We start from the raw sequence: 21,343 nt of genomic DNA on the forward strand, positions 1-21,343 counted from the left end.
GTCCGGCGGGACGGCCGGATACTGGAGGTATGTGGGAGGAGCGCGCGGAGCGTGCCCGCCGCGACATCGCGGACCTGGCCGCTGGCGGATTGGACCTGGCCGAGCTCTACGCCGCGGCGCTGGCGGTGGTGCGGCGGTCGGTGCCGTTCGATCAGGGCTGCTGGGCCGGCGTCGACCCGGACACGCTGGGGATGACGTCCGTGACCAACTGGCGGCCGTGGCCGGTGACGGACGAATACGCCGCCCGCTTCGCCGAGTCCGAATACACCGGGCAGGAACCTAACACGTTCCGGGAGCTGCTGCGGCGGCCGCGGCCCGTGGCCCGGATTTCGGATGCCTCGCACCGGGACGTGGTCCGAAGCGTCCGTATCAACGACATTCTGCTGCCGCTGGGGCTGGACCATGAACTACGTGCGGCGTTCCGGGTGGACGAGGCGTGCTGGGGCGTCGGCAGTATTTTCCGGGAGGGCGGGCAGGACTTCTCGGACCGCGAGGTGGAGTTCCTCACCGCCGTCACGGCCACGTTGGCGGCTGCCACCCGGGTGGCAGCGCGGGTGCAACGCGGACCACGGCCGGTGGCGGATGGCCCGGTGATCGTGATCGCCGGGATCCACGGCGAGCTGCGGGCGGCCACTCCCGCTGCGGTCCTGTGGCTGGCCGAGGTGGAGGATGGGTCACCGGGTGGTTTCGCCATGACGCTGCACTCCGTTGTGGCGCAGGCGCACGCTGCCCTTTCCGGCACCGCCCGGGCCAGGATGCGTGACGCCGGCGGCAACTGGGTGGTGCTGCAGGCCAGCCGCCTCATTACGGGCGACGATCCGGAGCAGATGGTGGTCACCGTGGAGCCGGCCAGCTCGCACGACGTCGTCAGCCTCCTGCTGGCCGCCTACGGAGTCTCGGCCCGTGAGCGGGATGTCTGCCTGGAAGTCCTGTCCGGGAATACGACGGCGGACATCGCCCGGAATCTGTTCATCTCCCCGCACACGGCGCACGACCATCTGAAGGCGCTCTACGGCAAGGTGGGCGTGGGCAGCCGCGGGGAACTGGTGGCGAAGCTGCTGGTTTAGCCGGGCACCCCGGAGGGGGCAAAAGACCATTTACGGCGTCCCCCGAAAGAAATAGGATCGGCCCTAACTTACGGCACGGAAGGAAACTGTCATGGAGTGCATCGTTTGGTCCGCCCCGATTCTTCCCGGCAAGCTGGAGGCTTGGAAGGCCTTCTGTGAGGGCACGAAGACGGGGGATGAATATGACCGCCAGCGAAAGCGCATGGGAATAGTTCGGGAAGTCGTATCCCTGATGCAAACCCCGGGCGGGGACTTCGCCTGCATCTTTCAAGAGGCCAAGGATCTCGCCAAGGCATTCCAGGTGCTCGCCCAGTCGGACGATCCCTACGACGTGTGGTTTCGGGACCAAATTATGGAGCTCCATGGACTGACACCGGAAATGTTGCAGGGACCGCCGCCGGCAACCGTCGCCGTCGACTATCACAACGACGAGGTCTAAGCCACGCTTAGCCCGGGCCAGCTACGGCGGCAGCGGACGCGCGCGCCATTTCAAGGGAGGTAGTAGCGCTTGGCTTCACCGGGCCGCACGCATGTGGAATAGTGCGATCAATAACCGGGGGGTAAAAGTGACGAAACACAGGCGTTTGCTAGATATTGCTGTAGCCACATTTCTTGTAGCAGTCCCGCTCACGGGATGCGGGGCCCAAGATCAACCGAGAGACGAGAATCAACAAGGGTTCAGCTCCATCGATGAGGCCTATACCGCAGTCGATGACATCCTGGACTGCGAATCCGATCCTGTCGGGGAGCCAGTTGTTCCCATGGGGGATGGCGTCAGGCTGACTTCAGCCCAGAAACTGTGCTTTGAAAACGTCCAGGTAGACCTTTATGCAGATCAGGACGCCCTTCGCGAGAGCTACCGGATTTTGTCTGACTCGAATCAGGGCAAAGTCCATGTCGTCCACGGGAAGAACTGGATGGTTGTGGACGTCAGCGAACTGGCAACCGGCCAACCGTCGCCGAGGAACATTGAACGCCTGGCAAAGGAACTGAGCGGCGAGTACGCCATCGTCGGCTCATAGCGCTGGCAGGGAACGCGCGACTCACGCACAACATGCAGGTATTTCGCCATTGAATTCACAGTGTGACGGGCATTCTCAAGACTGGCTCAAGACTCACTCAAGGTTGTCCGAGGATCTCCGCATACGCACCATTTGCCAGCCGTCTGAGAAATACGCTTCTGATTAGCAACATTTCGGCTTAAGCAAAGGGCCCGGCTACCAGCCGGGCCTTTATTAATGGGGATTAAGAATGTCGAACTACGAGACCCTATTGGGTCCAGCACCAACCGGCCCGGAATGGGGACCCGGACCGCGGCCGCCAAAAAAGCCGCGTTCTTCTACTTTCATCGTCGGCGCCATCACGGCTCTTTTCATGCTTATCGGCGCCCTGAGCGGCGGTTTGGGTGGGGCGCTGGTTTTCCTGGCCATCGCGGTCGGACTCACGGGCCTCTACGTCCTGGCGACGGGCCGCCGTTCCTGGGCTTGGCTGCCGGCCAAGCGGAAGGCGGGGGCCATCGCCCTTGCCGTCTCCTTTGCCCTGTTTGTCGGCGGTGCCGTCGCGTTGCCGCGGACCGCTGCGGGGGACCTTCAGGCCGCCTCATCGGAGGGCAGTGCCTCGCCGGCCTCCGCTCAAGCGAGCGCAACCGCCAAAGCGGCGCCGACGCCGTCGTCCGCTCCGACCGCGCAGGAGGCGGGCGCGCCGCTGGATCCTGACAGCCCCTATCTCTTGGGGCAAGGCGTCAGCGTGACGGCTCCGAAGACGCAGCCCGCCTTCTCCACCAAGGCGGTTGACCTGCTGGCCACCCTTCCCGTCAAGGGCCGGGCGCCCAAGACGGGCTATGACCGCGCGCTATTCGGGCAGGCGTGGCTCGACGTCGACCGGAACGGCTGCGACACCCGGAACGACATGCTGAAACGCGACCTCACGGGCATCACTTACACCAACAGCATCCCCTGCAAGGTCCAGTCCGGAACACTGGCGGATCCGTACACGGGCACCAGCATCAGCTTCCTTCGCGGGTCGGCCACCAGCAGCGCGGTCCAGATCGACCACGTGGTGGCCCTCAGCGACGCCTGGCAGAAGGGTGCGCAGCAGCTCACCACGGAACAGCGGACGGCGTTCGCCAACGATCCGCTGAACCTCCAGTCGACGGACGGTCCCACCAACATGAAAAAGGGCGACGGCGACGCCGCCACCTGGCTACCGCCGAACAAGGGCTTCCGGTGCGAATACGTAGCCCGGCAGATTTCCGTGAAGGCGACGTACAGCCTGTGGGTTACGCAAGCGGAGCACGATGCGATGGCCAGGATCCTGGGTGACTGCGCCGGCCAGATGGCGCCGACCAACGAGCAGGCGCCGGCAGCCCCTACTCCTGAGCCCGCACCGGTGGTGGCGCCTGCTCCGGCACAGGTTCCCGCTCCGGCGGTTGTGGCCCCGGCTCCCGCTGTGGTTGTTCCGGCCCCGGTGCCTGCAGCTCCGGCACCGGTTGTGCCGGTACCCGCTGCGCCGGCACCGGCAGCCGCCTATTACGCCAACTGCACGGCGGCCAAGGCCGCAGGTGCGGCACCGCTGTACGCCGGCTCAGCGGGCTACCGACCGGCACTGGACCGCGACTCCGACGGCATTGCCTGCGAGAGCTAGACCAGTTCCATCACTCCACAGACTTACAACTTTCCAAGGGGGAAGAATGAAAAAGATGTTGACACTAGTAATGCTGTCCGGGCTCATGCTGACGGGATGCGGCGGCCAGAAGCCGGCCGCGCAGCCGATCGAAACTGCGACCGCTGTTGCGGAGGTTGCTGATACCGTCGCGGTCCCGGGCGTGACGGGCCTGACCCTGGATAAGGCCACGGATCAGCTGAAGGATCTTGGGTTCGAGGTCAAGGCTGAGGACACCGTGGACGGGAAGACGATCATTTCAAAGAAGAACTGGCAGGTTGTGTCCCAAGACCCCGCGGACGGCGCACAGGCGGCCAAGGGTTCCACCGTGAAACTCGGCGTCAAGAGTCTTGAAGTGATTGCGGCCGAGAAAGCCGCCGCCGACAAGGCGGCAGCGGACAAGGCTGCCGCTGAGAAGGCAGCCGCCGACAAGGTGGCAGCAGACAAGGCTGCTGCGGACAAGGCGGCGGCAGATAAGGCTGCGGCGGACAAGGCCGCAGCGGATGCGGCTGCCGCTGCGGCGAAGTTGGCGGCCGAACAAGCGGCGGCGCAGCAGGCCGTCCCGCAGCCTCCGGTGCAACAGGCTGCTCCGCAGGCACCGGCGGCTGCGTATTACGCCAACTGTGCCGCAGTAAAGGCCGCAGGAGCAGCGCCGCTGTATTCCGGTCAGCCCGGCTACAGCACCAGCCTTGACCGCGATCGCGACGGCGTTGCCTGCGAGAACTAGTCGCCACTTCCCGCAGTAGCTGTTCTGCCGTGGATGCCTTCTATTGCTGGAGGGCATTCACGGCAGACGGCTTTAAGGACAAAGTTGAGCGCGGTATAGAGTCGTGTGCATGTTCGAACTGGTTGCCCCCGATGCCTCCTTCTACCCGTCGTTTGCCGAGTCCAACCGCGAGTGGGAAGGCGCGCACCAGGACGGTGCCGGGCTCACTCCAGATGACCACATCACCAGCCACGAGGGGTTCGACGCCTGGGTCCGAAAGCTGGCGGGTGCGGAACGAGTCGCCGAGACGGGCGGTATTGTTCCTTGCACTTATCGCTGGATCACAGAGGGCTCTCGGTATGTCGGGGCGATCGCCTTCCGCCACTACCTCACGCCGGCCCTCCTGAACTCGGGCGGGCATATCGGGTACGGGGTTCGGCCTTCCGACCGAGGGCGAGGGGCGGCATCGTGGGCTCTGCAGGAAATGTGCGCTCGGTTGGCCGCGCAGGGGGAGCCAGACCGTGTTCTCCTGACTTGCGATGATGCAAATGCAGCGTCAGCTAGGACTATCGAGCGTTGTGGAGGCCTGCTGGAGGACGTGAGGATGGGCGGGAACGGGCGGTCTTTTCGGCGCTACTGGATCGACTTGGCGCGCTTTGAGCCGGGCGTCATCACACAACGGGCTAGTGCTCGTTGGGCTCCCCGCGCCGCACGTGCCTGTGGTGGAGTTCGTAGCTGTCGAACACATCGGAGGACGTGGTTCCTGAATGGCCGAATTTGCCGCGAAGGACGTCGGCGAGTCCGTCCAGCGCTGCGTGAAGCATCCGTCCGGCGAATTGGAGTTCGGGGCTCTCGCTGCGCTGGGCCTGGGATGCCAGCTCCTGGGCGTAGGCCACCGTGGCCGGCAGGGAGCCGCGCTGCTCGACCTCACGGAAGTAGTAGGTTTCATGGAACGCCAGCAGATCTATGCTTACCGAGGCCACGTTTGCGGCCATCGACTCCAGGAGCCCGGCGGCATGCTTGGGGTCCAGCGACGAGACGCCCGCAGGGCCTGCAGCCTCCCGGAACAGGTTCAGTTCGTGGGCGAGGGCCCGGCGGCGGTTCAGGGCAGGGTACATCTGCAGGATCCAGGTGACCGTTGCTGTCAGCAGCCCGAAACCGGTGACGGACTGGAGGGCCACAACCAGCCTGAGCAGCGGATGCCCGGGCACGATTTCGCCGAACCCCACCGTGGAAAGAGCGACCAGGGAGATGTAAAGCGCTTCGGCGAAATCGGCCCGCTGCGGAATCCCGGCGCCGTGAATAAAGCCGGCCGGCAGATGGGGCAAGTACAGCAAGGCCCAGCCGATGGCCGCCAGGCCTGCCCATGCTCCAATGATCGCGGCCATGGCCAAAGGTGCTGCGATGAAGGAGCCCCGGCCCCGCAGTTTTCTCGACACCAGCCAGAATCCGCGCATAATCGCCCGGCCTACAGGACCGGAACCATGCGGATATAGGAGTGTGCGAAAGACGTCAACGAGCATCAGCAGAACCAGCGCAGCGCCCAAAACCGTCCAGAGCGTGTCTTCGAAGTCCATGGTTCATCCTATGGGCGGTGCCATGGCATCCCGCTATGGGCACAGTGACAAACAAAGGAACCCCGCAGTGCCGGCACTGCGGGGTTCCTCACTAGCTAATGCCGGTTACTCGGAATCGGGTTTCTGTTCCCGGTCCCGGAGGTTCTTCTTGATCTCGTCGAACTTCTCCTTGATGACCCGTTCCGCCTCCGAGAGGGTTTTCCCGGCGCTGCTCAGGGGATCCATCTGAAGGTAGACGTTCTGGCCGACGGGAACGTCGTACTCGTCCTTCAGATGGGTGCCGCCGCCCACGCCCTGAAGGGACAGGTACACAAGGGCTTCCGTCCGGGCAATGCCGGAGAGTGTTCCGAAGACAACCGTGAAGTCGTTCGATTGAAAGCTCACAGTCTGACCGATATGGCTGCGGTCCAGGTCACCGGCTGCCATCGGCTTTTCGGACGGACTTCCGCTGTAGCTCATGAACTTCTCCTTATAGTCGAGGTGCACGTACCACAGCAGTCTATATATACAGGGCCCTTAGTATTCCCGTGGCTAATGGTGAGTACTGCCAGTCCACCGCATGGTTTTCGCCACACAGTCATGATCCATCAGCGATGGGGGGCAGTGTTCACAGGGCGGAATTCCCTGACGAGATCTGCCGCTTGACCTGCTCAAGCTCATCTTGGAGCAGGTCAACGGTGGCACGGTATTTTTCGAATTCCGCCGTGCGGCGCCTGGCCGCGGAGTAACTGATGCTGGCGGCGAGAAGGGCGATCGGGAACGCTACCAGCAGGGCCCAGCCGGACACGGCAAGGAAGTCCAGCGCGACGGGAAGTGCCTGCTTGAATGCCAGGAACTCGTTCACCCCGCCGACCACTCCGTTCAGAGCGGAGTCTAGGGGTTCCAGGAATTGCCCCACAACAGGCGTCCCGGAAAACGACGGAGCACTCAGCGGTGGTTCTCCGCCTGTGGACCAGCGCGGGTCACTGAAGTGGTTCAGGACGTAGATTCCGGCACCCGCGTTGAGGGCCGCGAAGAGCAGGGCGGAGCCAAGGGCAGTCCAATGAAGCCGGCGCGGACGCCAGAGGCCGGCCACAAGCGCGAAGAAGGCGGCGGCAACCCAAGAAAAGATGCGGAGTTCGTCGCGGCTCATGCCGGCCAGTAGATCCAATGAATTCCCCGCCCTGAAAGTTAGAGTCAATGCTTGTTCCGGTCCCGAGCGAGCCTATCCCAGTCGCTCTCGGGCATCCCGCGGCAGCTACCCGCGACGGCACAGCAGGCCATCCCGCAGGCTCCGGTGCAACAGGCTGCTCCGCAGCCCGAGGTAGCGCGGAACCATTTCCGCGTAGTCAGGGTAGGTCCGGCCGAAGAGCTCGGCCAGGGCTGCCTCTTCGCGACGGACGCCGGGGTGTTCTGCGAGCACTTCGAGCGGCAGTGTCACGAGGACCCACCCGGAACCCGCCGAAACTCCCGCGCCGAGGCGGATAAACCACCAGCCCACATACATGGGATGGCGGGTGAACGCGTAAGGGCCGCCGGTGACCAGTTCCTCCGGCCGCTCCAGCTCGAAACGGCCCGCCGAACGGCGTCGTCGTTCAGCAAGAGCCCAAACATTCAGGCCGACGCCGGCGAACAGCAGCCCCAGCCCCGCGGTCCGGTGGAGTGAACGGGAGCCGGGGAGCGGCAACGGATGGAGCCTGGCGAGGAGGGCATCCAGGGCCAGCCCGATCGCTTGGCCTGCCGGCACCGGGAGGTTTTCGTACACTTCCTGCAGCCGCCTCGCCAACGAGGTTGCAGGGCGGCCTGTCACAGGGCATCCCCCGACTGGCGGACGTCAGCAATGGAGCGGAAGAACGCCGTCGCATCCTCGGCCACCTGCTCCGGGCACTCCCACAGAACCACGTGCGCCACGTCGGGGTAGACCGTCAGCACTGCGCCGGGGATCCTGGCGGCCAGGGTTTCCTGGTCGCCGCGTGGGAGCAGGTTGTCCTGGGCGCCCCAGAGGATCAGCGTCCGTGCCCGGATGGTCCCGGATTCAGTAGGAGGCGTGGCGTCGCACAGACCGTTGAGGATGGCTTTCCATGCATGGGCTGGCATCCTCAGCCCGTCGCGCACTCGGTCCTCAATGAACCACTCGGGCACTTCATGTAGCAGGGGAAACCAGGTCAGGGACTCCCTAACCCAGCCCTCATCGAGTGGGTCGGTGAGGGCGTCCACTTCGTCGGCGAAGGCGGGGCGGCCGTGCAGATTCAGGGGAGCGCCCACCAGCACGAGGGCTGCGACGCGCTCCGGGTGGACGGCGGCCAGCTGTTGGGCGACATAGCCGCCGCTGGAGGAGCCGACCACGAACGCCCGGGCAACGTTGAGGGCGTCCAAGATCGCTGCGGCGTCCTCGGCCTGTTCCGCCAGGGAGTAGCCGTCCACCGGTTTGTCGGCCTCGCCCTGTCCGCGGAGGTCCGGAGCATAAAGTCTGAAGCCGGCCAGGTGGGGTATCAGGCGGTCGAAGCTTCGGCGGGATTCGCCCCATGCATGCAACAGCAGTACAGGCTTTGCGTCACGGTCGCCCTGGACGAGGCACGGCACTCTGATGCCGGTTCGGAGGGTGAGATTCCGGACTTCGGATTCCATAGCCTCAGGGTACGCCGAGTGCCGCAGGCGCTCGGTGCGTGAACATTGATGCCCTGAGGTTCTGAGCGTCTGCAATGGGACGAAGATAGGCGCGTCCGGCGTTGGCCCGGCGCGCCGTCGGCGAAATGCCGGCAGCACAATTCACGACATAATCCGATACGCCGGGCACCGTGGATGAATTAGAAGTCTTCAGTCATTACTGAAACTCCGACATATATCTGTAGTCCGGGAGGTAGTAGCAGTCAGACATGGAGTGTATTTCCAGGGTGATTGATGACCTCACGTCAAAGGACAGGAAGATATACCCGCCGTCCGCATGCGCCAGTTCGAGTCGATCAACACCGTTGGTGAAGTGGTTATCACCAGGCTTCCACCCCTTGGCTGCCATATGCGTGAGAATGTCATCCAGAAGTTGAGTCTGGTCCACCTCGCCGCTGAGCTTAATCCACGTCATATCATCGGACTTCCACTCCCCGTCATGGCTGTTGTCCTTGGGACGCGAACAGCTGGATAGCTCATCAGGGCTATCCGAGGTCTGGACGGATGCTTCTGGAAACATTGCCTGGATTTCATCCACGGCGGAGCTGATCATCGGCTTGACCTCCCTCAACGTATCGCTCTGGTCGGTACGGTGTACTGGCAAACAGGAGATCAAAGCTGGTGCCAAGACTAATGCGCAGAGTGCTGCAATCAGGCCGCTTTTCATGTGTCCCTTTCGGTGGCTATACGGGCCTGATTGCTTCGATCGTATGGATGGCTCCGTTGCGGTCCTTGCATTCCATAGGAGCTTTATTCTTGAGATCGCTCGTGCTCGGCATCGGGCACTTGAGGCGGTTCCCGTCATCATCAGTAAAGATGATGTTTTTACTGAGAAGCGATCCGGTCGTCTCGGTGATCTCCACGCCGTAGGTCAATTCAACTTCCTCGTCCTCCTGTTCCACGAATGGAAGCAACAGAACGGTGAGCACGGCAAGCACCACCGGAACGGACAGAGCAATCATCCACCTCTGAAGGGTAGAGAAGTGACTCTTGGCCGGTGGTGTTACAGAGCTGTCTGACATGTCTAGAACCCTATCGGCCCACACGTGGATCGTCGCCCGCCTGACCAGTCCGAGGACTCCGCCATGTCGCGGGTCAGCCGGTGGAGCTGGCCGACGCCGGCGCCCAAGTCCTGCTGGTCTGCTCTTCTGGCGTACCGTGCGGCCCCGTTGGGCAGCGGCATAGGGGAGTCTGACTAATGAGCCTTCAACTGGACGGCCAGTCCGCGGCGCCCGGTCCGTCGAACAACGCGCTGGTGCTGCTCTGCGGCACCACCACGTGGACGGCGTTGCGCTGGACAGCGAAATCGGCCGGCGTGGCGGTCGCGATCTCGCCGTCGAGGTTCACTGGCAGCGGCGGCTCAGTGACCAGCCGAACATGCCGGCTGGTCAGGTGGTACACCTTGTCGTGTTCGATGAAGCTTCCGTCCTTGAGTAACCGTGCGATACTCATGTGCTCCCGCAGCGGGCCGGCCAGGATGGCGTAGATGTCAAGGAGGTGGTCATCGATCCCTGCGGTGGGGGAGACCGTGTTGCCGCCGCCGTAGTGCCGGCCGTTGCCCACCGCTACCTGAAGCAGGTTGTCGAGCTCCATCGGCTCGTGGTCGCCCTCGGGGAACTCGAGGCGGGCACGGAACGGCTTGTGCCGGGCATAAGCCCGAAGCGTGGCGATGCTGTACGCCAACGGCCCGATGTACCGCTTCAAGCGGGGACTCAGGGCCTCCGTCACAGCCACCGACAGGCCCACGGACGCGACGTTGAGAAAGGGCTCACCGTTGGCCCGGCCGAGGTCGATGTCCACCACCTTCCCCCCAGCGACAGTGGCGCACGCCTCGGCCAGGTTGCTCGGTATCTCCAGCGTGCGGGCGAAATCATTAGCGGTGCCCAGCGGAAGAACGCCCAGAATAACGTTCGAGCCGGCAACGCGACCGGCGGCGTAGGACACGGTCCCGTCGCCGCCGCCGACAACCACCAGGTCGTGCCCGTCAGCAAGCACCCGATCAAGCGTCCCGGCCAGTTCGCCCCCGGACAGCACGTGGTGCACGACGGAGATCGGCACGCCTGCCTTGCGCATCGCGTCCACCGCAAGGTCGGGTGCCGCCCCTCGGCGTGATCCGGCGTTGATCACTACGGCGGCGGAGCGGGCGTCTCGGGCAGTTTTCATGCTGGACATGTTAGGTGGCGGACCTGTGAATTCCCGAAGGGGACTAGGTGGGATCTAGGAATGGCGCGGGCCAGGCGAAGGCGGGTCAGGCGGCGGCCACAGCACACCTGTATCCTGACAATGCAGGTTGAATGGCTACAGCGGCCATCAACCACGCTCGGTTCGCGGCCGGATGACGGTCCGGAATCATGGGCCGTTACCATCCACGTCGTGGAATCACCGCCGCAATCGTCAGTCGCCGATCGGCTCCCCTGACGCTTGGAATGGATCCCTATCACTACCGACACACCAGCTCCCGTGGGACTCCCGACGCCGGCCCTCACACCCGCGCGCACAGCCGCGGGGGATGATCCCGCCGTCGTTTCCTGGCTCGAGGCTGGTGCCAACATGACTGCGCGCTGGCGCTCGGCGAATGGGCGGCCGGCGCCGACACGCGTCGAAGTGGTCTCCGACTCCCTCACCGCCGATGACGCGAACCGGATGGCGTCACAGGGGATCGCGATGCTCTGGCACGGTGACTTCCACAACGCGCGGCAGATCCTCAACGCCCTGGACCGGCGGATAGGCGCCGGAAAGAAAGAGACCTCAACAACTCCGGCCGAGAAGTTCTACCGGCACCGCCAGTCCCGCTCGCACAGGGCACGCGTTCTGGGCCTGCTGCTGATTCCTCTTGATCCGGGCCCGGCGGTGCCGCTGCGCCGCGCACCGGACATCCGGCAGGCCGCCGCCGAAGCGTACGGTGAAATCGGCGAACCTTCCGTTGTGTCCCTGCATGAGCTTGTCGGGGCCATCGGCGCCCACGAGTGGCGGCGGAACGGCGTCCACGTCGATGCCCTGCAGGGCCGCATCCACCCGCACTATGGCACGTTCTTCCCCACGCGGAGCGAGTATGTGGACCTCGTGGCCGCCGCTGCGCTTCCCTCTGACACGCTGGCGTTCGACGTCGGAACCGGCACCGGGGTGCTCGCCGCCGTCCTCGCCCGCCGTGGCGTGCACCGCGTGGTGGCGACGGACAATGAACCGCGTGCCATCGCCTGCGCCGCCGAGAATTTCCGGAACCTCGGCGTCCAGGACCGTGCTGAGGCCGTCCTGGCCGACATGTTCCCGCCCGGGCGGGCACCCCTCATCGTGTGCAACCCGCCCTGGATTCCGGCCACGCCGCATTCCAGCCTGGACAGCGCCGTCTACGACCCCGGGAGCAGGATGCTGTTCCGCTTCCTGAACGGACTCACCGACCATCTGGAACCGGGCGGTGAGGGCTGGCTTGTCCTCTCCGACCTGGCCGAGCACCTTGGCCTGCGGGCGCGTGAGGATCTGCTGGCCGCCATCACAGCGGCCGGGCTGAAAGTGGTGGAACGGCTGGACACCAAGCCAACGCATCCGAAGGCATCGGACCGCGACGATCCCCTGTTCGAGGCGCGCGCAGCCGAGGTCACGTCCCTGTGGCGGCTTGTTCGCCGGTAGTTGCCAGCGGGGTCTGTGGCATCAGGAGAAACCGAAGACTGGCGGGAAGACCAGAACCACGATGGCGGCCCATACGCCGTAGACCGGCAGGTACGTCGTCTGCCAACGCTCAAGCTGTGCGAAATGGCGGCGCCGGCGCAGGAATCCAACGCCGAGCCAGGCTGCCCGGACCAGGTGCACCAGCAGCAGGAGGTTCAGGCCGAGGGCGGCGATCTTGTTTGGGCTCGAACCGAATTCGGCGATACGGGTCAGCATCGCGGTGAGCGTCACCGCGTCGACCGCGAGGGCCGCGACGACGAGCACCAACTGCAGTGCATCAGCAAGCCCGGGCGCTGCCAGCGGGTCGCGGGCGGAAATGGAGTAGAGCAACAGGCACAGGACCAGCACCAGGATCGCGTCCATGAGGATCAGCAGGTCCCGGTTCACGTCAACGAGTCCGCCGGCCGCCGCGAAGACGCCCAGGAGGGTCAGCAGCATAACGATCGTCAGGGGCGTGAACAGGCGGGTGAGAACGGGGGCAATGTTCTCGACGACGTTCTGCTTGGCCTCGACGAGCCACGCGGCGACGATAAGGGCCCCCGGCATGGCGAGCGGAAGGATCCACTCCGCCAGGATCGGTTCAAAGTCGACGCCGACTACCTGCATGGCCGCGAACGTGAGCCCCACCAGGACGGCCCCGCCCAGGGCAAGGAGTGTGTAGTAGATCGCGAGCTCACCGGTGAACCGGGCGAAGTCCATGCGCCGGCTGTCCGAACGCCAGCTTCCTCCGGCGTACGCCACCCCGGCCAGCAGCCACAGGACCACAGGGGCGTGCAGGATGGCGAGCAGTTCGGTGGAACCTCCGGGGACGAACGGGTAGACGTTGACCACGGTTGCCAGCACGGCGAAGGGAACGAACAGCATTGCCGCCACGCGCGGGGTGAGCCGGCGGGTCCACCCGAGGTAGCCAGCGAGGAACGGGAAGACCAGCAGGCCGAGGTTGCGCGCCTGTACTGCGCCGTCGTCGAGCCAGGCCAGCCCGGCCTTGACCGCAATGCCTGCCCCGACGGCTAACGCGAGGACTACCGCCAGCTCGCGCCACGGCGGTGCACTGGCGTCACCGGATCGCTCAGGGACGAGCACGAGCTGCTTCCACAGCCGGTCGGAGTGCTCGCGCGCAAATTCGTGCGAGACGGCGTCCAGGTTGCCCAGCCGCTTGATCGCAACGAGGAAGGCCTCCTCGTCGTCGAGCCCGGTCGCCTTGCGGTCGGCAATCTGCTCGCGCAGGTGGTCCTCCAGCTCGTCGACGTCTGCCGGGGAGATCGCCTGGCGATGCTTGATGTACCCGCGCCACTGGTCGATCTGGGCCTCCAGTCCCGCGTGCGGCTCCATCATGCCCAGCCCGCGGCTCGGGCGGGCGGCTGTTGGGCCGTCTGCCACACCTGGCGCAGTGCCGCGGCGACGACTGCCCACTGCTCCTGCCGGTCGGCGAGTGCATCCCGGCCCGCCGGCGTGATCGCGTAGTGCTTGCGCCGGCGCCCGGCCTCGGACATGGCCCACGACGACGACACATAGCCGAGCCGTTCCAGCCGGTGAAGCAGCGGATAGAGCATGCCGTCCTTCCACTCCATGCCACCGCCCGACAGCTCGCCCACGCGCTTGAGGATGGCGTAGCCGTAAAGATCGCCTTCCGACAGTATCCCCAGCACCAGCGGGGTTGCCGAAGCGGCCACCAGGTCCTTATCGATGCGCATGCCACTTCCTATACGTAGAACTGCGAGGTATTGGAGCATAGCAGTTCTAGGTATGGCAGGCGGCGTCGTTATATCCGAGTCGGCGCTTCGTATGCCCCGTGCGGGGGGCTTTTATGAGTCAGCGCGAGGCATGGCAAAGCGGCGTCGATGAGATACGACGCATCACGGCGGGTCCTATCGGCGTTGGCACGGAACATGAATTAACGCGGCGATTCGCAGGGATGAAGGTGGTCGCCCGCACGGCCAGCTCGACGAAAAAGGAGGGCTAAGGGGCGGGATCGGCGTCACGTTTCGCCGGCCGGTAGCCGGCAAGTTCGGCGCGGATGTCGCCCTCCTCGTGCCCGCCCTTCTTCTTGCCGAACGGCAGCGCTTTGAGCAGCGGGTGCACGATAGCCATGACGACGATGCCCCAGGCGAGTCCGATGACTGCCGAGCACAACGTGTTCACGAGCCAGGCCAGGAAGCCGCCAACCACCGCGATCCCCTCGAAGGGGTGCTCGAGGACATGGACCAGGTCGTACGGACCGTGCCAGCCGAGGTCATAGGCACCCTGCAGCATGATGTGGCCGCCAACCCACAGCATGGCGATCGTTCCGATGAAGGTTATCCCGGCCAGCACGGCGGGCATCCCCTTGACGAGCAGCTCGCCGAAGCGCTTGGAGCCTGCGGAATCTTTAGCGGCCAGGTGCATCCCGATGTCGTCCATCTTGACGATCAGTCCCACGGCACCATACACGGCCACCGTAATCACGAGGGCCACGACCACCAGGATGATCGCCCGTGACAGCAAGGAATCCTGGGCCACCTCGTTCATCGAGATGACCATGATCTCGCAGGACAGGATGAAGTCGGTGGTGATGGCGCCCTTGATGACCTTGGCCTCAGCCTCCGGACCGCGTTCAACCGCCGGCGCATCCTCCTCTGCGGTGTGGTGGCCGCGGAGCTTGTGCCAGACCTTTTCGGCGCCCTCGTAGCAAAGGTAGGTGCCGCCCAGCATGAGGATGAACGGGATGGCCCAGGGGACGAAGGCGCTGACGAGCAGCAGGGCCGGCAGGATGATCAGCAGCTTGTTCCGGAGCGATCCCCAGAAGATCTTTTTGATCATCGGCAGTTCGCGTGACGGGTCCGCGCCGGACACGTACTGCGGGGTGACGGCGGCGTCGTCGATCACCACGCCGGCGGCCTTGGCTCCCGCTTTGGCCGCTCCGGCAGCGACGTCGTCCACCGAGGCGGCTGCTATACGGGCAAGGGCTGCGACGTCATCCAGCAGGGCGACGAGACCGCCGCTCACAGATCGTCCCCGTGCTGCTCAAGGGTGGACGGCTGAATCTGGCGGCCTAGGTCGAGGCGTGTGATTGGCATGTTTGGAGTATATCGACGGCGGGCATTAGCTGGCCGCCACGGCGGCCTTCGCGGCCTGCGAGGCTTGCATCCACTCGCTCAGCCACGGAGCCCTGCTGGCCGCCATGAGTTCCCCGAGGGCGACCACGAGCCGATGGAATTGGAAAACCTGCTTCAGGTAGCGGTGGGCAACGGTCGGCACTATGGCGGCGGCAACACGGTTGCCTAAACGTGAGCCTCCCCACCTTAATTTGAGTAGCTCACATTAAGCCGTAAAATTAAATACAGGCCGCCGTAGCCCTTGAGTACCGCACCGGTGAAGACACCCGGGCCAGCGGGGCAAGCGACACAACGCGCAACCGCCCTCCTGCTTGAGCGGCACAAGAACCTGTACAGCCCTCATCCCGAAACCCCACGGAGAACCCATGACTTTGCTGACCAAACGCCCCGAAGCCTCCTCATCCACCACCGGAACCACTTTCATGAACGCCACCGGGATCACTGTCGCTGACACCGCAGTGCGCGGCGGCAGCTACGTGACTCTCCCCGCTGGCCGCGTCCCCGCCGGCGTCGAGGGCAGCTACGTCACCGTCGCTGGCGCCCGAAACCTGCCCCCCGTTACCCGCGGCAGCTATGTCACAGTAGACGGCACTCCCGTTGTTGCCGCCGGCGTCATCGAGGGCAGCTACGTAACGCTTCCAGCGGCGGCCTAGGGTCCACGGCCCTGCGGGGGATAGCACCTTAAAAGGAGGCCGACGGCGACACTGGGTGTCGTCGTCGGCCTCCTTTTTCGTGCCAGTCTGGCAGCTACCCCGCCACGGCCGCCTTCGCCTCCTGCTTGGCCTGCATCCATTCGCTCATCCACGGGGCCCGGACGCTCGACGTGATCCGGCAGTCGGCCACGAAGGTCCCCTTGGCGCCGTCGTCGATCCAGTCCTGGAGAGCGGAAAGGTCCGCCAGCGAGCGGATGATCGCCGACTCGGCACCGAGCGCGCGGGCGACGCCGCTGAAGTCCACTTCGGGGATCAGCATGGGCTTTTCGGTCAGGCCCTGGGAACCGTACTGGTGGATCTCCGCTCCGTAGGCGGCATCGTTGTAAATGACGACGACGGCGCTGCTCGCCGCAGTGATCAGCGATTCGAGGTCGGACAGACCCATCAGGAAACCGCCGTCGCCCGAGGCCAGCACCAGGGTGCGGCCGTCCTCCACGGCGCGCGCTGCCCCGACGGCGCTGGCAAGGCCGAGCCCGATGCTCTGGAAGGCGGTCCCCACCATGACCAGGTCCTGCGGCCTGGGGATGTGCCAGTACATGGGGGCCCAGCCGATGAAGTGCCCTCCGTCCTGGACCACCGTGCGGCGCCCCGGCAGCACGTCATCCAGTGCCCTGGCGAGGAAGCGCGGGTCCAGCCGTCCGTCCGGCGTCTCGGCAGAGCCTGGGTGGTGCGCCGGTCCTTCGGCCAGGCGTTTGCGGGCTTCGGCACGCCAGGCTTCTGCGCGGCTGGCGTCAGTGAGATCGGCGTCCGGCGAGGCCGGGCCATCCAGCATTCCCAGGATGCGTCCCGCGGCAGACTTCACGTCCGCGCTGACGAACGTGTCCACCCGGGGGTGCGTCGGCTGCAGGGCGGTGTCGATCTGGATGACGGTGCTGTCCGGGCCGAGCAGGTGCCCGAACCGCATGGTGAAGGGGCTCAGGCTTGCCCCGGCCACGAGGACCACGTCGGCCTCACCCATGAGCCCGGCCGCGGTGTCCGTGCCGAAGCCGCCCGCGACGCCAAGGTGTCCGTCGCCTTCGAGGAGGTTGAACGCCAAGGCCGTTCCGGCGGTCAGCGCGCCGAGGCGGTCGGCGAGCTCCCGGAGCTCCGGGCCGGCGCCGGCGAGATGCGCACCGCGGCCGGCGAGGATCAGCGGCCGCTTAGCCCCGGCGAGCAGGCGGGCCACCTGCCCAAGGCCGCCGTCGACGTCGTCACTCACCGGCGGTGCCAGCGGCGCGGGAAGTTCCTCGTCCGCAGCCTCGAGTGCTGCGAGGTCGTAGGGGATGGCAATCACGACGGCGGTCCGCTTGGTGAGCGCGTACTCCACCGCCTGCCGCGTGATGGCGCCCGCGGACTCGCGGGTGACGGTGAAGGTGGCCGCGCCGAGGCCTGCGGCGATGGCCGCCTGGTCCACGTCCTGGGGCCGCGCGCCGCTGCTCGGAGCATCCCCGGTGACCAGCACCACGGGGATCTGCGCCTGGACCGCCTCGGCCAGGGCGGTGAGCGCGTTGGTGTAGCCGGGGCCGTAGGTGGTGGTGCCCGCCGCGAGGCGTCCCGACGCGCGGTAGTAGGCGTCGGCCGCGGCGATGGCGGCGCCCTCATGCCGCACGGCGGAGAAGCGGAGGCCCAGCTTCTCGGCAGCGTCCAGGAAGTAGACGTTTCCGTTGCCCATGACGCCGAAGACGTCGGTGAGGTAGCTGCTGAGGACCTGCGCCACGCGGCCTGAGACGGTAAGAGTAGTCATGCAGGAATCTTGTGTGCTGGTTCACAGATAGGCAAGAGCGTGGAATTTGGTTGGGATTTTTGGCAGGGGAATCTAGTCGCAACTGAAAATATGCCCACTTGTGGTGTGCATCACCCGCGCTTAGTGCGAAGGTCGGGCTTCCTGCTCGGAGAGCCGGCTCAGGAGGCCGTCGTAGCGGGGCGGCATGAGTTCCAGTACGGAGATGGCGGTGCTGGTCCGCTGGATCCCCTCGATTTCCAGGATCTCGTTGGTGATGCGGTAGAGATCGGCAGTACTGCGGGCAACCACCTTGGCCATGAGGTCCGCGTCCCCGGTGGTGGCGTGCACCTCGATGACCTCCGGGATCGCGGCGAGCCCGTCCTCCACCGCGCCGGTCCGGGTCTGGCTGATGGACAGTGAGAGGAAGGCCATCAGGTCATAGCCCAGCGCGGCGGGGTCCAGCCTCCGGCTGAAGGATCGGAGGGCGCCGCTGCGCTCGAGCCGTGCCAGCCGGGCGTGGACGGTATTCCGTGCGACGCCGAGCGTCCGGGAGAGTGCCAGGGCGCTGGCTTCCGGATCCTTGTCGAGGGCCAGGATGATCCTGCCGTCGAGGGAATCCAGGGTGCGAGGGTTCGGGATGGTCATATTTTCACCACAGACAGTTGAAGTTGAGCAGAAGTCCCAATGGGTTGAGGGTATCTTGCATTGTGGGCCGGATCACAATCATGATCAGTGCTCATGACCCGTGATCAGATCCTGACCGCACCGGACGCCGCGCTTCCCGCCCTTCGTGGCGCGGTGGCCGGACTTCCGCCCTACGTCCCGGGCCGGCGCAGCGCCGGCGTGGACATTGCCGCCCTCGCCAGCAACGAAAGCCACTACGAACCGCTGCCCGCTGCCGCCGCTGCGGTGGCCGCAGCGGCCGGTACCATGAACCGCTACCCTGACAGTGCCGCCGTCGAACTCCGCGAACGGCTTGCCAGCCACCTCGGCGTCACGGCCGAAGAGGTCGCGGTGGGACCCGGCAGCGTGGGCGTCCTCCAACAGATCATCACCGGACTTTGCGATGCCGGGGATGAAGTGATCTTCGCGTGGCGCTCGTTTGAGGCTTACCCCATCCTGGTTGAGCTGGCAGGCGCCCGGCCGGTCCGCATTCCGCTGGACGACCATGAGGGCCACGACCTCGACGCCATGGCCGCGGCCGTCACCGACCGCACCAAGGTGATCCTGCTCTGCACCCCCAACAACCCGACCGGCGTGCCGATCAGCCACGAACGCATCGAGGCCTTCCTGCAATCCGTCCGCTCCGACATCCTCGTGGTGATCGACGAGGCCTATGTGGAATACGCCGAAGCGGGCAGCGGCCCCGATTCCCTGGCGCTGTACCGCCAGTACCCGAACGTCTGCATCCTGCGCACCTTCTCGAAGGCGTACGGACTCGCCGGCCTGCGCGTGGGATACGCCGTGGCGGCGCCGGCCATCGCCGAGGGACTGCGCCGGACAGCCCTTCCTTTCTCGGTGAGCGCCTTGGCCCAGAAGGCGGCCATTGCGTCGCTGGACGCCGGGGAAGAGATGGAAGCCCGGGTGGCCGCCGTCAGGCAGGAGCGCACACGGATGGCCGCGCAGCTGGAGGCCCAGGGCTGGAAGCTGCAGCCGAGCCAGGGCAACTTCCTGTGGATCCGTGCCGATGACCGCCTCCGGGCGAGGCTGGTGGACGCGTTCGACCGCGCGGGCATCATGGTCCGGGCGTACCAGGGCGACGGCGTGCGGATCACCGTTGCCGACGCAGCCTCCAACGATCGTGTGCTCCGGCTTTTGGAAGCGCACGCAGCCGAACAAACCGACTGACCTTTACCAACCCGTTCCACCTACAACCAGAGGACTCCCCATGGAACAACAGACAATGAAGTCTGGCCGCGCACTGGGCGCGGCACTCAAACCCCGCCAGCTCACGATGATGGGTCTGGGAAGCGCCATCGGCGCGGGCCTGTTCATCGGCTCCGGCGCCGGCATCCAGGCTGCCGGCCCGGCGGTGCTGATTTCCTACCTCGTGGCCGGCACGCTCATCATCCTGGTGATGTGGGCCCTTGGTGAGATGGCTGCCGCCAATCCGGACAGCGGCGCGTTCTCTGTCTATACCGCCAAGGCTTACGGGCCGGTGGCCGGTGCCACGGTGGGCTGGCTCTGGTGGCTGCAGCTCGTGGTGGTTATCGCGGCCGAAGCGCTCGGTGCGGCAGGCCTGCTGGCCACTATTTTCCCCGCGCTCCCGGTATGGCTGATGGCCTTCGTGTTCATCGTGGTGCTCACCGCCGTGAACCTCACCAGTGTGAAGAACTTCGGCGAGTTCGAGTTCTGGTTCGCCCTGCTTAAGGTGGCGGCAATCGTCGGGTTCCTCCTGGTGGGCGCGGCCCTGCTCTTCGGCTGGCTGCCGGGCGTCCAGTCGCCGGGCCTGTCCAACTTCACGGGTGCCGGCTTCGCACCCGACGGTTTCGCCGGGATTGCCACGGCACTCTTCGTGGTGGCTTTCGCATTCGGCGGCACCGAGATCGTTTCCGTGGCGGCAGCTGAGACCGCCGAGCCTGCACGCAGCGTGAAGAAGGCAGTCCGGACGGTGCTGTGGCGCATCCTGGTCTTCTACATCGGTGCGATCTTCGTTATCGCGGCTGTGGTTCCCGTTGGTTCGGCGGGGCTGAAGAGCCCGTTCGCCGCAGTCTTGGACGCCGCCGGCATGCCGGGCGCGGCCACCGCCATCACGCTGGTGGCCGTGGCAGCGCTGCTCTCGGCCCTCAACGCCAACCTCTATGGTGCCTCCCGGATGGCGTACTCCCTCGCGGAGCGGGGTGAGGCGCCGCGTCTGCTCGCTTCCGTGTCCAAGGCCCGGGTCCCGGTTATCGCAGTCCTGGCCAGCGTCGCCTTCGGCATTGTCACGGTGGTGCTGGAGCTGGCCTTCCCGGAGAAGGTCCTTCCCGTCCTGCTCAACATCGTGGGTTCGACCTGCCTGCTGGTGTGGACGTCCGCGCTCCTGGCCCAGCTCGCGCTACGCCTCCGCGCGGACCGCGAGGGACCGGAGCTTCCCCTGCGGATGCCCGGGTTCCCGTGGCTCACGGTGTTTGGCCTGGTCATCCTCGCGGCGATCTTCACGGTGGGCTTCATCGGCGAGGATTCCCGCCTTCAGCTCCTCAGCACTTTCGCGCTCGTGGTGCTACTGGCGGTGGGGTGCTGGGTGCACCACCGGAAGGGGAAAGTTGCGGGCCGTGTTGAGGCTTCGGACGGTGCCAAGGAGCCGGTGCTCATCGACTGAATTAGGGCTTTGATCCCGCTTCGCGGGGTCTGCGTGAACGGAGGGCGCGTCCGGCAATCACCGGGCGCGCCCTTCGCTGGCCATTGGCTGACGGGTTACGTGTACCGGAAATGGTGATCTGGCGGGAATCCGGAATGCAGACCAGCCTCACCAAGTGACGGTTGCGGCGGCCCCGTCCACCGTGATGCTCTAGCCATCGCCCAGCGGTG

At 65.6% G+C, this 21,343-nt stretch carries 22 protein-coding genes and 2 pseudogenes; 11 read left to right on the plus strand and 13 right to left on the minus strand.

Annotation, left to right across the window (positions count from 1 at the left end; translation table 11 throughout):
• The first annotated feature begins 29 nt into the window (after nt 1–29).
• The 6 genes and pseudogenes from J2805_RS14560 to J2805_RS14585 all read left to right on the plus strand — a co-directional run.
• The gene (locus tag J2805_RS14560; RefSeq protein ID WP_309977400.1) at nt 30–1,067 is read left to right on the plus strand and encodes a helix-turn-helix transcriptional regulator; all 1,038 of its coding nucleotides are present in this window, start codon (nt 30–32) and stop codon (nt 1,065–1,067) included.
• A 91-nt stretch (nt 1,068–1,158) separates the two neighbouring features.
• Entirely contained in the window at nt 1,159–1,506 is a 348-nt protein-coding gene (locus J2805_RS14565) for a DUF6176 family protein (RefSeq protein ID WP_309977402.1), read from the plus strand.
• A gap of 145 nt (nt 1,507–1,651) precedes the next feature.
• The gene (locus J2805_RS14570; RefSeq protein ID WP_309977404.1) at nt 1,652–2,089 is read left to right on the plus strand and encodes a hypothetical protein; all 438 of its coding nucleotides are present in this window, start codon (nt 1,652–1,654) and stop codon (nt 2,087–2,089) included.
• Between the two features lie 352 nt (nt 2,090–2,441).
• Nucleotides 2,442–3,710: a GmrSD restriction endonuclease domain-containing protein gene (locus J2805_RS14575; protein ID WP_309977406.1), complete on the plus strand. Its 1,269-nt coding sequence runs from the start codon at nt 2,442–2,444 to the stop codon at nt 3,708–3,710.
• A gap of 55 nt (nt 3,711–3,765) precedes the next feature.
• Nucleotides 3,766–4,455 carry an excalibur calcium-binding domain-containing protein gene (locus J2805_RS14580; RefSeq protein WP_309977408.1) on the plus strand — a complete coding sequence of 230 codons (690 nt, stop codon included), beginning with the start codon at nt 3,766–3,768 and terminating at the stop codon, nt 4,453–4,455.
• 109 nt (nt 4,456–4,564) lie between these two features.
• A pseudogene (locus tag J2805_RS14585) lies at nt 4,565–5,005 on the plus strand (GNAT family N-acetyltransferase); the annotation flags it as partial.
• Nucleotides 5,006–5,117: 112 nt separating this feature from the next.
• Here the strand turns inward: J2805_RS14585 and J2805_RS14590 are convergent.
• From J2805_RS14590 to J2805_RS14625, 8 genes are all read right to left on the minus strand, one after another.
• Entirely contained in the window at nt 5,118–6,011 is an 894-nt protein-coding gene (locus tag J2805_RS14590) for a potassium channel family protein (RefSeq protein WP_309977410.1), read from the minus strand.
• Nucleotides 6,012–6,116: 105 nt separating this feature from the next.
• On the minus strand, nt 6,117–6,470 hold the full coding sequence (locus J2805_RS14595) for a hypothetical protein (RefSeq protein ID WP_309977413.1): 354 nt from the start codon (nt 6,468–6,470) through the stop codon (nt 6,117–6,119).
• Between the two features lie 148 nt (nt 6,471–6,618).
• Nucleotides 6,619–7,143, minus strand: coding sequence for a hypothetical protein (locus J2805_RS14600; RefSeq protein ID WP_309977415.1), 525 nt, complete (start codon nt 7,141–7,143; stop codon nt 6,619–6,621).
• A gap of 105 nt (nt 7,144–7,248) precedes the next feature.
• Nucleotides 7,249–7,755: a methyltransferase family protein gene (locus tag J2805_RS14605; protein WP_309977417.1), complete on the minus strand. Its 507-nt coding sequence runs from the start codon at nt 7,753–7,755 to the stop codon at nt 7,249–7,251.
• 41 nt (nt 7,756–7,796) lie between these two features.
• Nucleotides 7,797–8,618 carry an alpha/beta fold hydrolase gene (locus J2805_RS14610; RefSeq protein ID WP_309977419.1) on the minus strand — a complete coding sequence of 274 codons (822 nt, stop codon included), beginning with the start codon at nt 8,616–8,618 and terminating at the stop codon, nt 7,797–7,799.
• A gap of 196 nt (nt 8,619–8,814) precedes the next feature.
• Nucleotides 8,815–9,324: a hypothetical protein gene (locus J2805_RS14615; protein ID WP_309977421.1), complete on the minus strand. Its 510-nt coding sequence runs from the start codon at nt 9,322–9,324 to the stop codon at nt 8,815–8,817.
• Between the two features lie 16 nt (nt 9,325–9,340).
• Nucleotides 9,341–9,679: a hypothetical protein gene (locus J2805_RS14620; RefSeq protein ID WP_309977423.1), complete on the minus strand. Its 339-nt coding sequence runs from the start codon at nt 9,677–9,679 to the stop codon at nt 9,341–9,343.
• A 184-nt stretch (nt 9,680–9,863) separates the two neighbouring features.
• Nucleotides 9,864–10,820: a lipid kinase gene (locus J2805_RS14625; protein WP_309977425.1), complete on the minus strand. Its 957-nt coding sequence runs from the start codon at nt 10,818–10,820 to the stop codon at nt 9,864–9,866.
• Nucleotides 10,821–11,207: 387 nt separating this feature from the next.
• Here J2805_RS14625 and J2805_RS14630 point away from each other — a divergent pair, with 387 nt between their 5' ends.
• Nucleotides 11,208–12,284, plus strand: a complete 1,077-nt coding sequence (locus tag J2805_RS14630; protein WP_309977586.1) for a class I SAM-dependent methyltransferase — start codon at nt 11,208–11,210, stop codon at nt 12,282–12,284.
• A gap of 21 nt (nt 12,285–12,305) precedes the next feature.
• Here J2805_RS14630 and J2805_RS14635 read toward each other — a convergent pair whose 3' ends face one another.
• The 3 genes from J2805_RS14635 to J2805_RS14645 all read right to left on the minus strand — a co-directional run bounded on the left by J2805_RS14635 (nt 12,306) and on the right by J2805_RS14645 (nt 15,308).
• Nucleotides 12,306–13,658 carry a permease prefix domain 1-containing protein gene (locus tag J2805_RS14635; RefSeq protein WP_309977426.1) on the minus strand — a complete coding sequence of 451 codons (1,353 nt, stop codon included), beginning with the start codon at nt 13,656–13,658 and terminating at the stop codon, nt 12,306–12,308.
• Nucleotides 13,655–14,017: a PadR family transcriptional regulator gene (locus J2805_RS14640; protein WP_309977428.1), complete on the minus strand. Its 363-nt coding sequence runs from the start codon at nt 14,015–14,017 to the stop codon at nt 13,655–13,657. Before J2805_RS14640 ends, J2805_RS14635 begins: the two co-directional genes overlap by 4 nt.
• A gap of 265 nt (nt 14,018–14,282) precedes the next feature.
• Entirely contained in the window at nt 14,283–15,308 is a 1,026-nt protein-coding gene (locus J2805_RS14645; protein ID WP_309977430.1) for a DUF808 domain-containing protein, read from the minus strand.
• Nucleotides 15,309–15,479: 171 nt separating this feature from the next.
• Between J2805_RS14645 and J2805_RS14650 the strand changes: the two are divergent.
• A pseudogene (locus tag J2805_RS14650) lies at nt 15,480–15,584 on the plus strand (diacylglycerol kinase); the annotation flags it as partial.
• Nucleotides 15,585–15,783: 199 nt separating this feature from the next.
• Nucleotides 15,784–16,071, plus strand: a complete 288-nt coding sequence (locus J2805_RS14655; protein ID WP_309977431.1) for a hypothetical protein — start codon at nt 15,784–15,786, stop codon at nt 16,069–16,071.
• A 94-nt stretch (nt 16,072–16,165) separates the two neighbouring features.
• Here J2805_RS14655 and J2805_RS14660 read toward each other — a convergent pair whose 3' ends face one another.
• Nucleotides 16,166–17,854 carry a thiamine pyrophosphate-binding protein gene (locus J2805_RS14660; RefSeq protein ID WP_309977434.1) on the minus strand — a complete coding sequence of 563 codons (1,689 nt, stop codon included), beginning with the start codon at nt 17,852–17,854 and terminating at the stop codon, nt 16,166–16,168.
• Between the two features lie 120 nt (nt 17,855–17,974).
• Nucleotides 17,975–18,478 carry an Lrp/AsnC family transcriptional regulator gene (locus J2805_RS14665; RefSeq protein WP_309977436.1) on the minus strand — a complete coding sequence of 168 codons (504 nt, stop codon included), beginning with the start codon at nt 18,476–18,478 and terminating at the stop codon, nt 17,975–17,977.
• A 93-nt stretch (nt 18,479–18,571) separates the two neighbouring features.
• Here J2805_RS14665 and hisC point away from each other — a divergent pair, with 93 nt between their 5' ends.
• Together hisC and J2805_RS14675 are read left to right on the plus strand one after the other, a co-directional pair.
• Complete coding sequence (gene hisC / locus J2805_RS14670; RefSeq protein ID WP_309977438.1) at nt 18,572–19,681, plus strand: histidinol-phosphate transaminase; 1,110 nt, start codon at nt 18,572–18,574, stop codon at nt 19,679–19,681.
• Between the two features lie 40 nt (nt 19,682–19,721).
• On the plus strand, nt 19,722–21,134 hold the full coding sequence (locus J2805_RS14675) for an amino acid permease (RefSeq protein WP_309977439.1): 1,413 nt from the start codon (nt 19,722–19,724) through the stop codon (nt 21,132–21,134).
• Nucleotides 21,135–21,343: the final 209 nt, after the last annotated feature.

It is taken from the genome of Arthrobacter oryzae (assembly GCF_031454875.1).
Taxonomy (GTDB): domain Bacteria; phylum Actinomycetota; class Actinomycetes; order Actinomycetales; family Micrococcaceae; genus Arthrobacter; species Arthrobacter oryzae_D.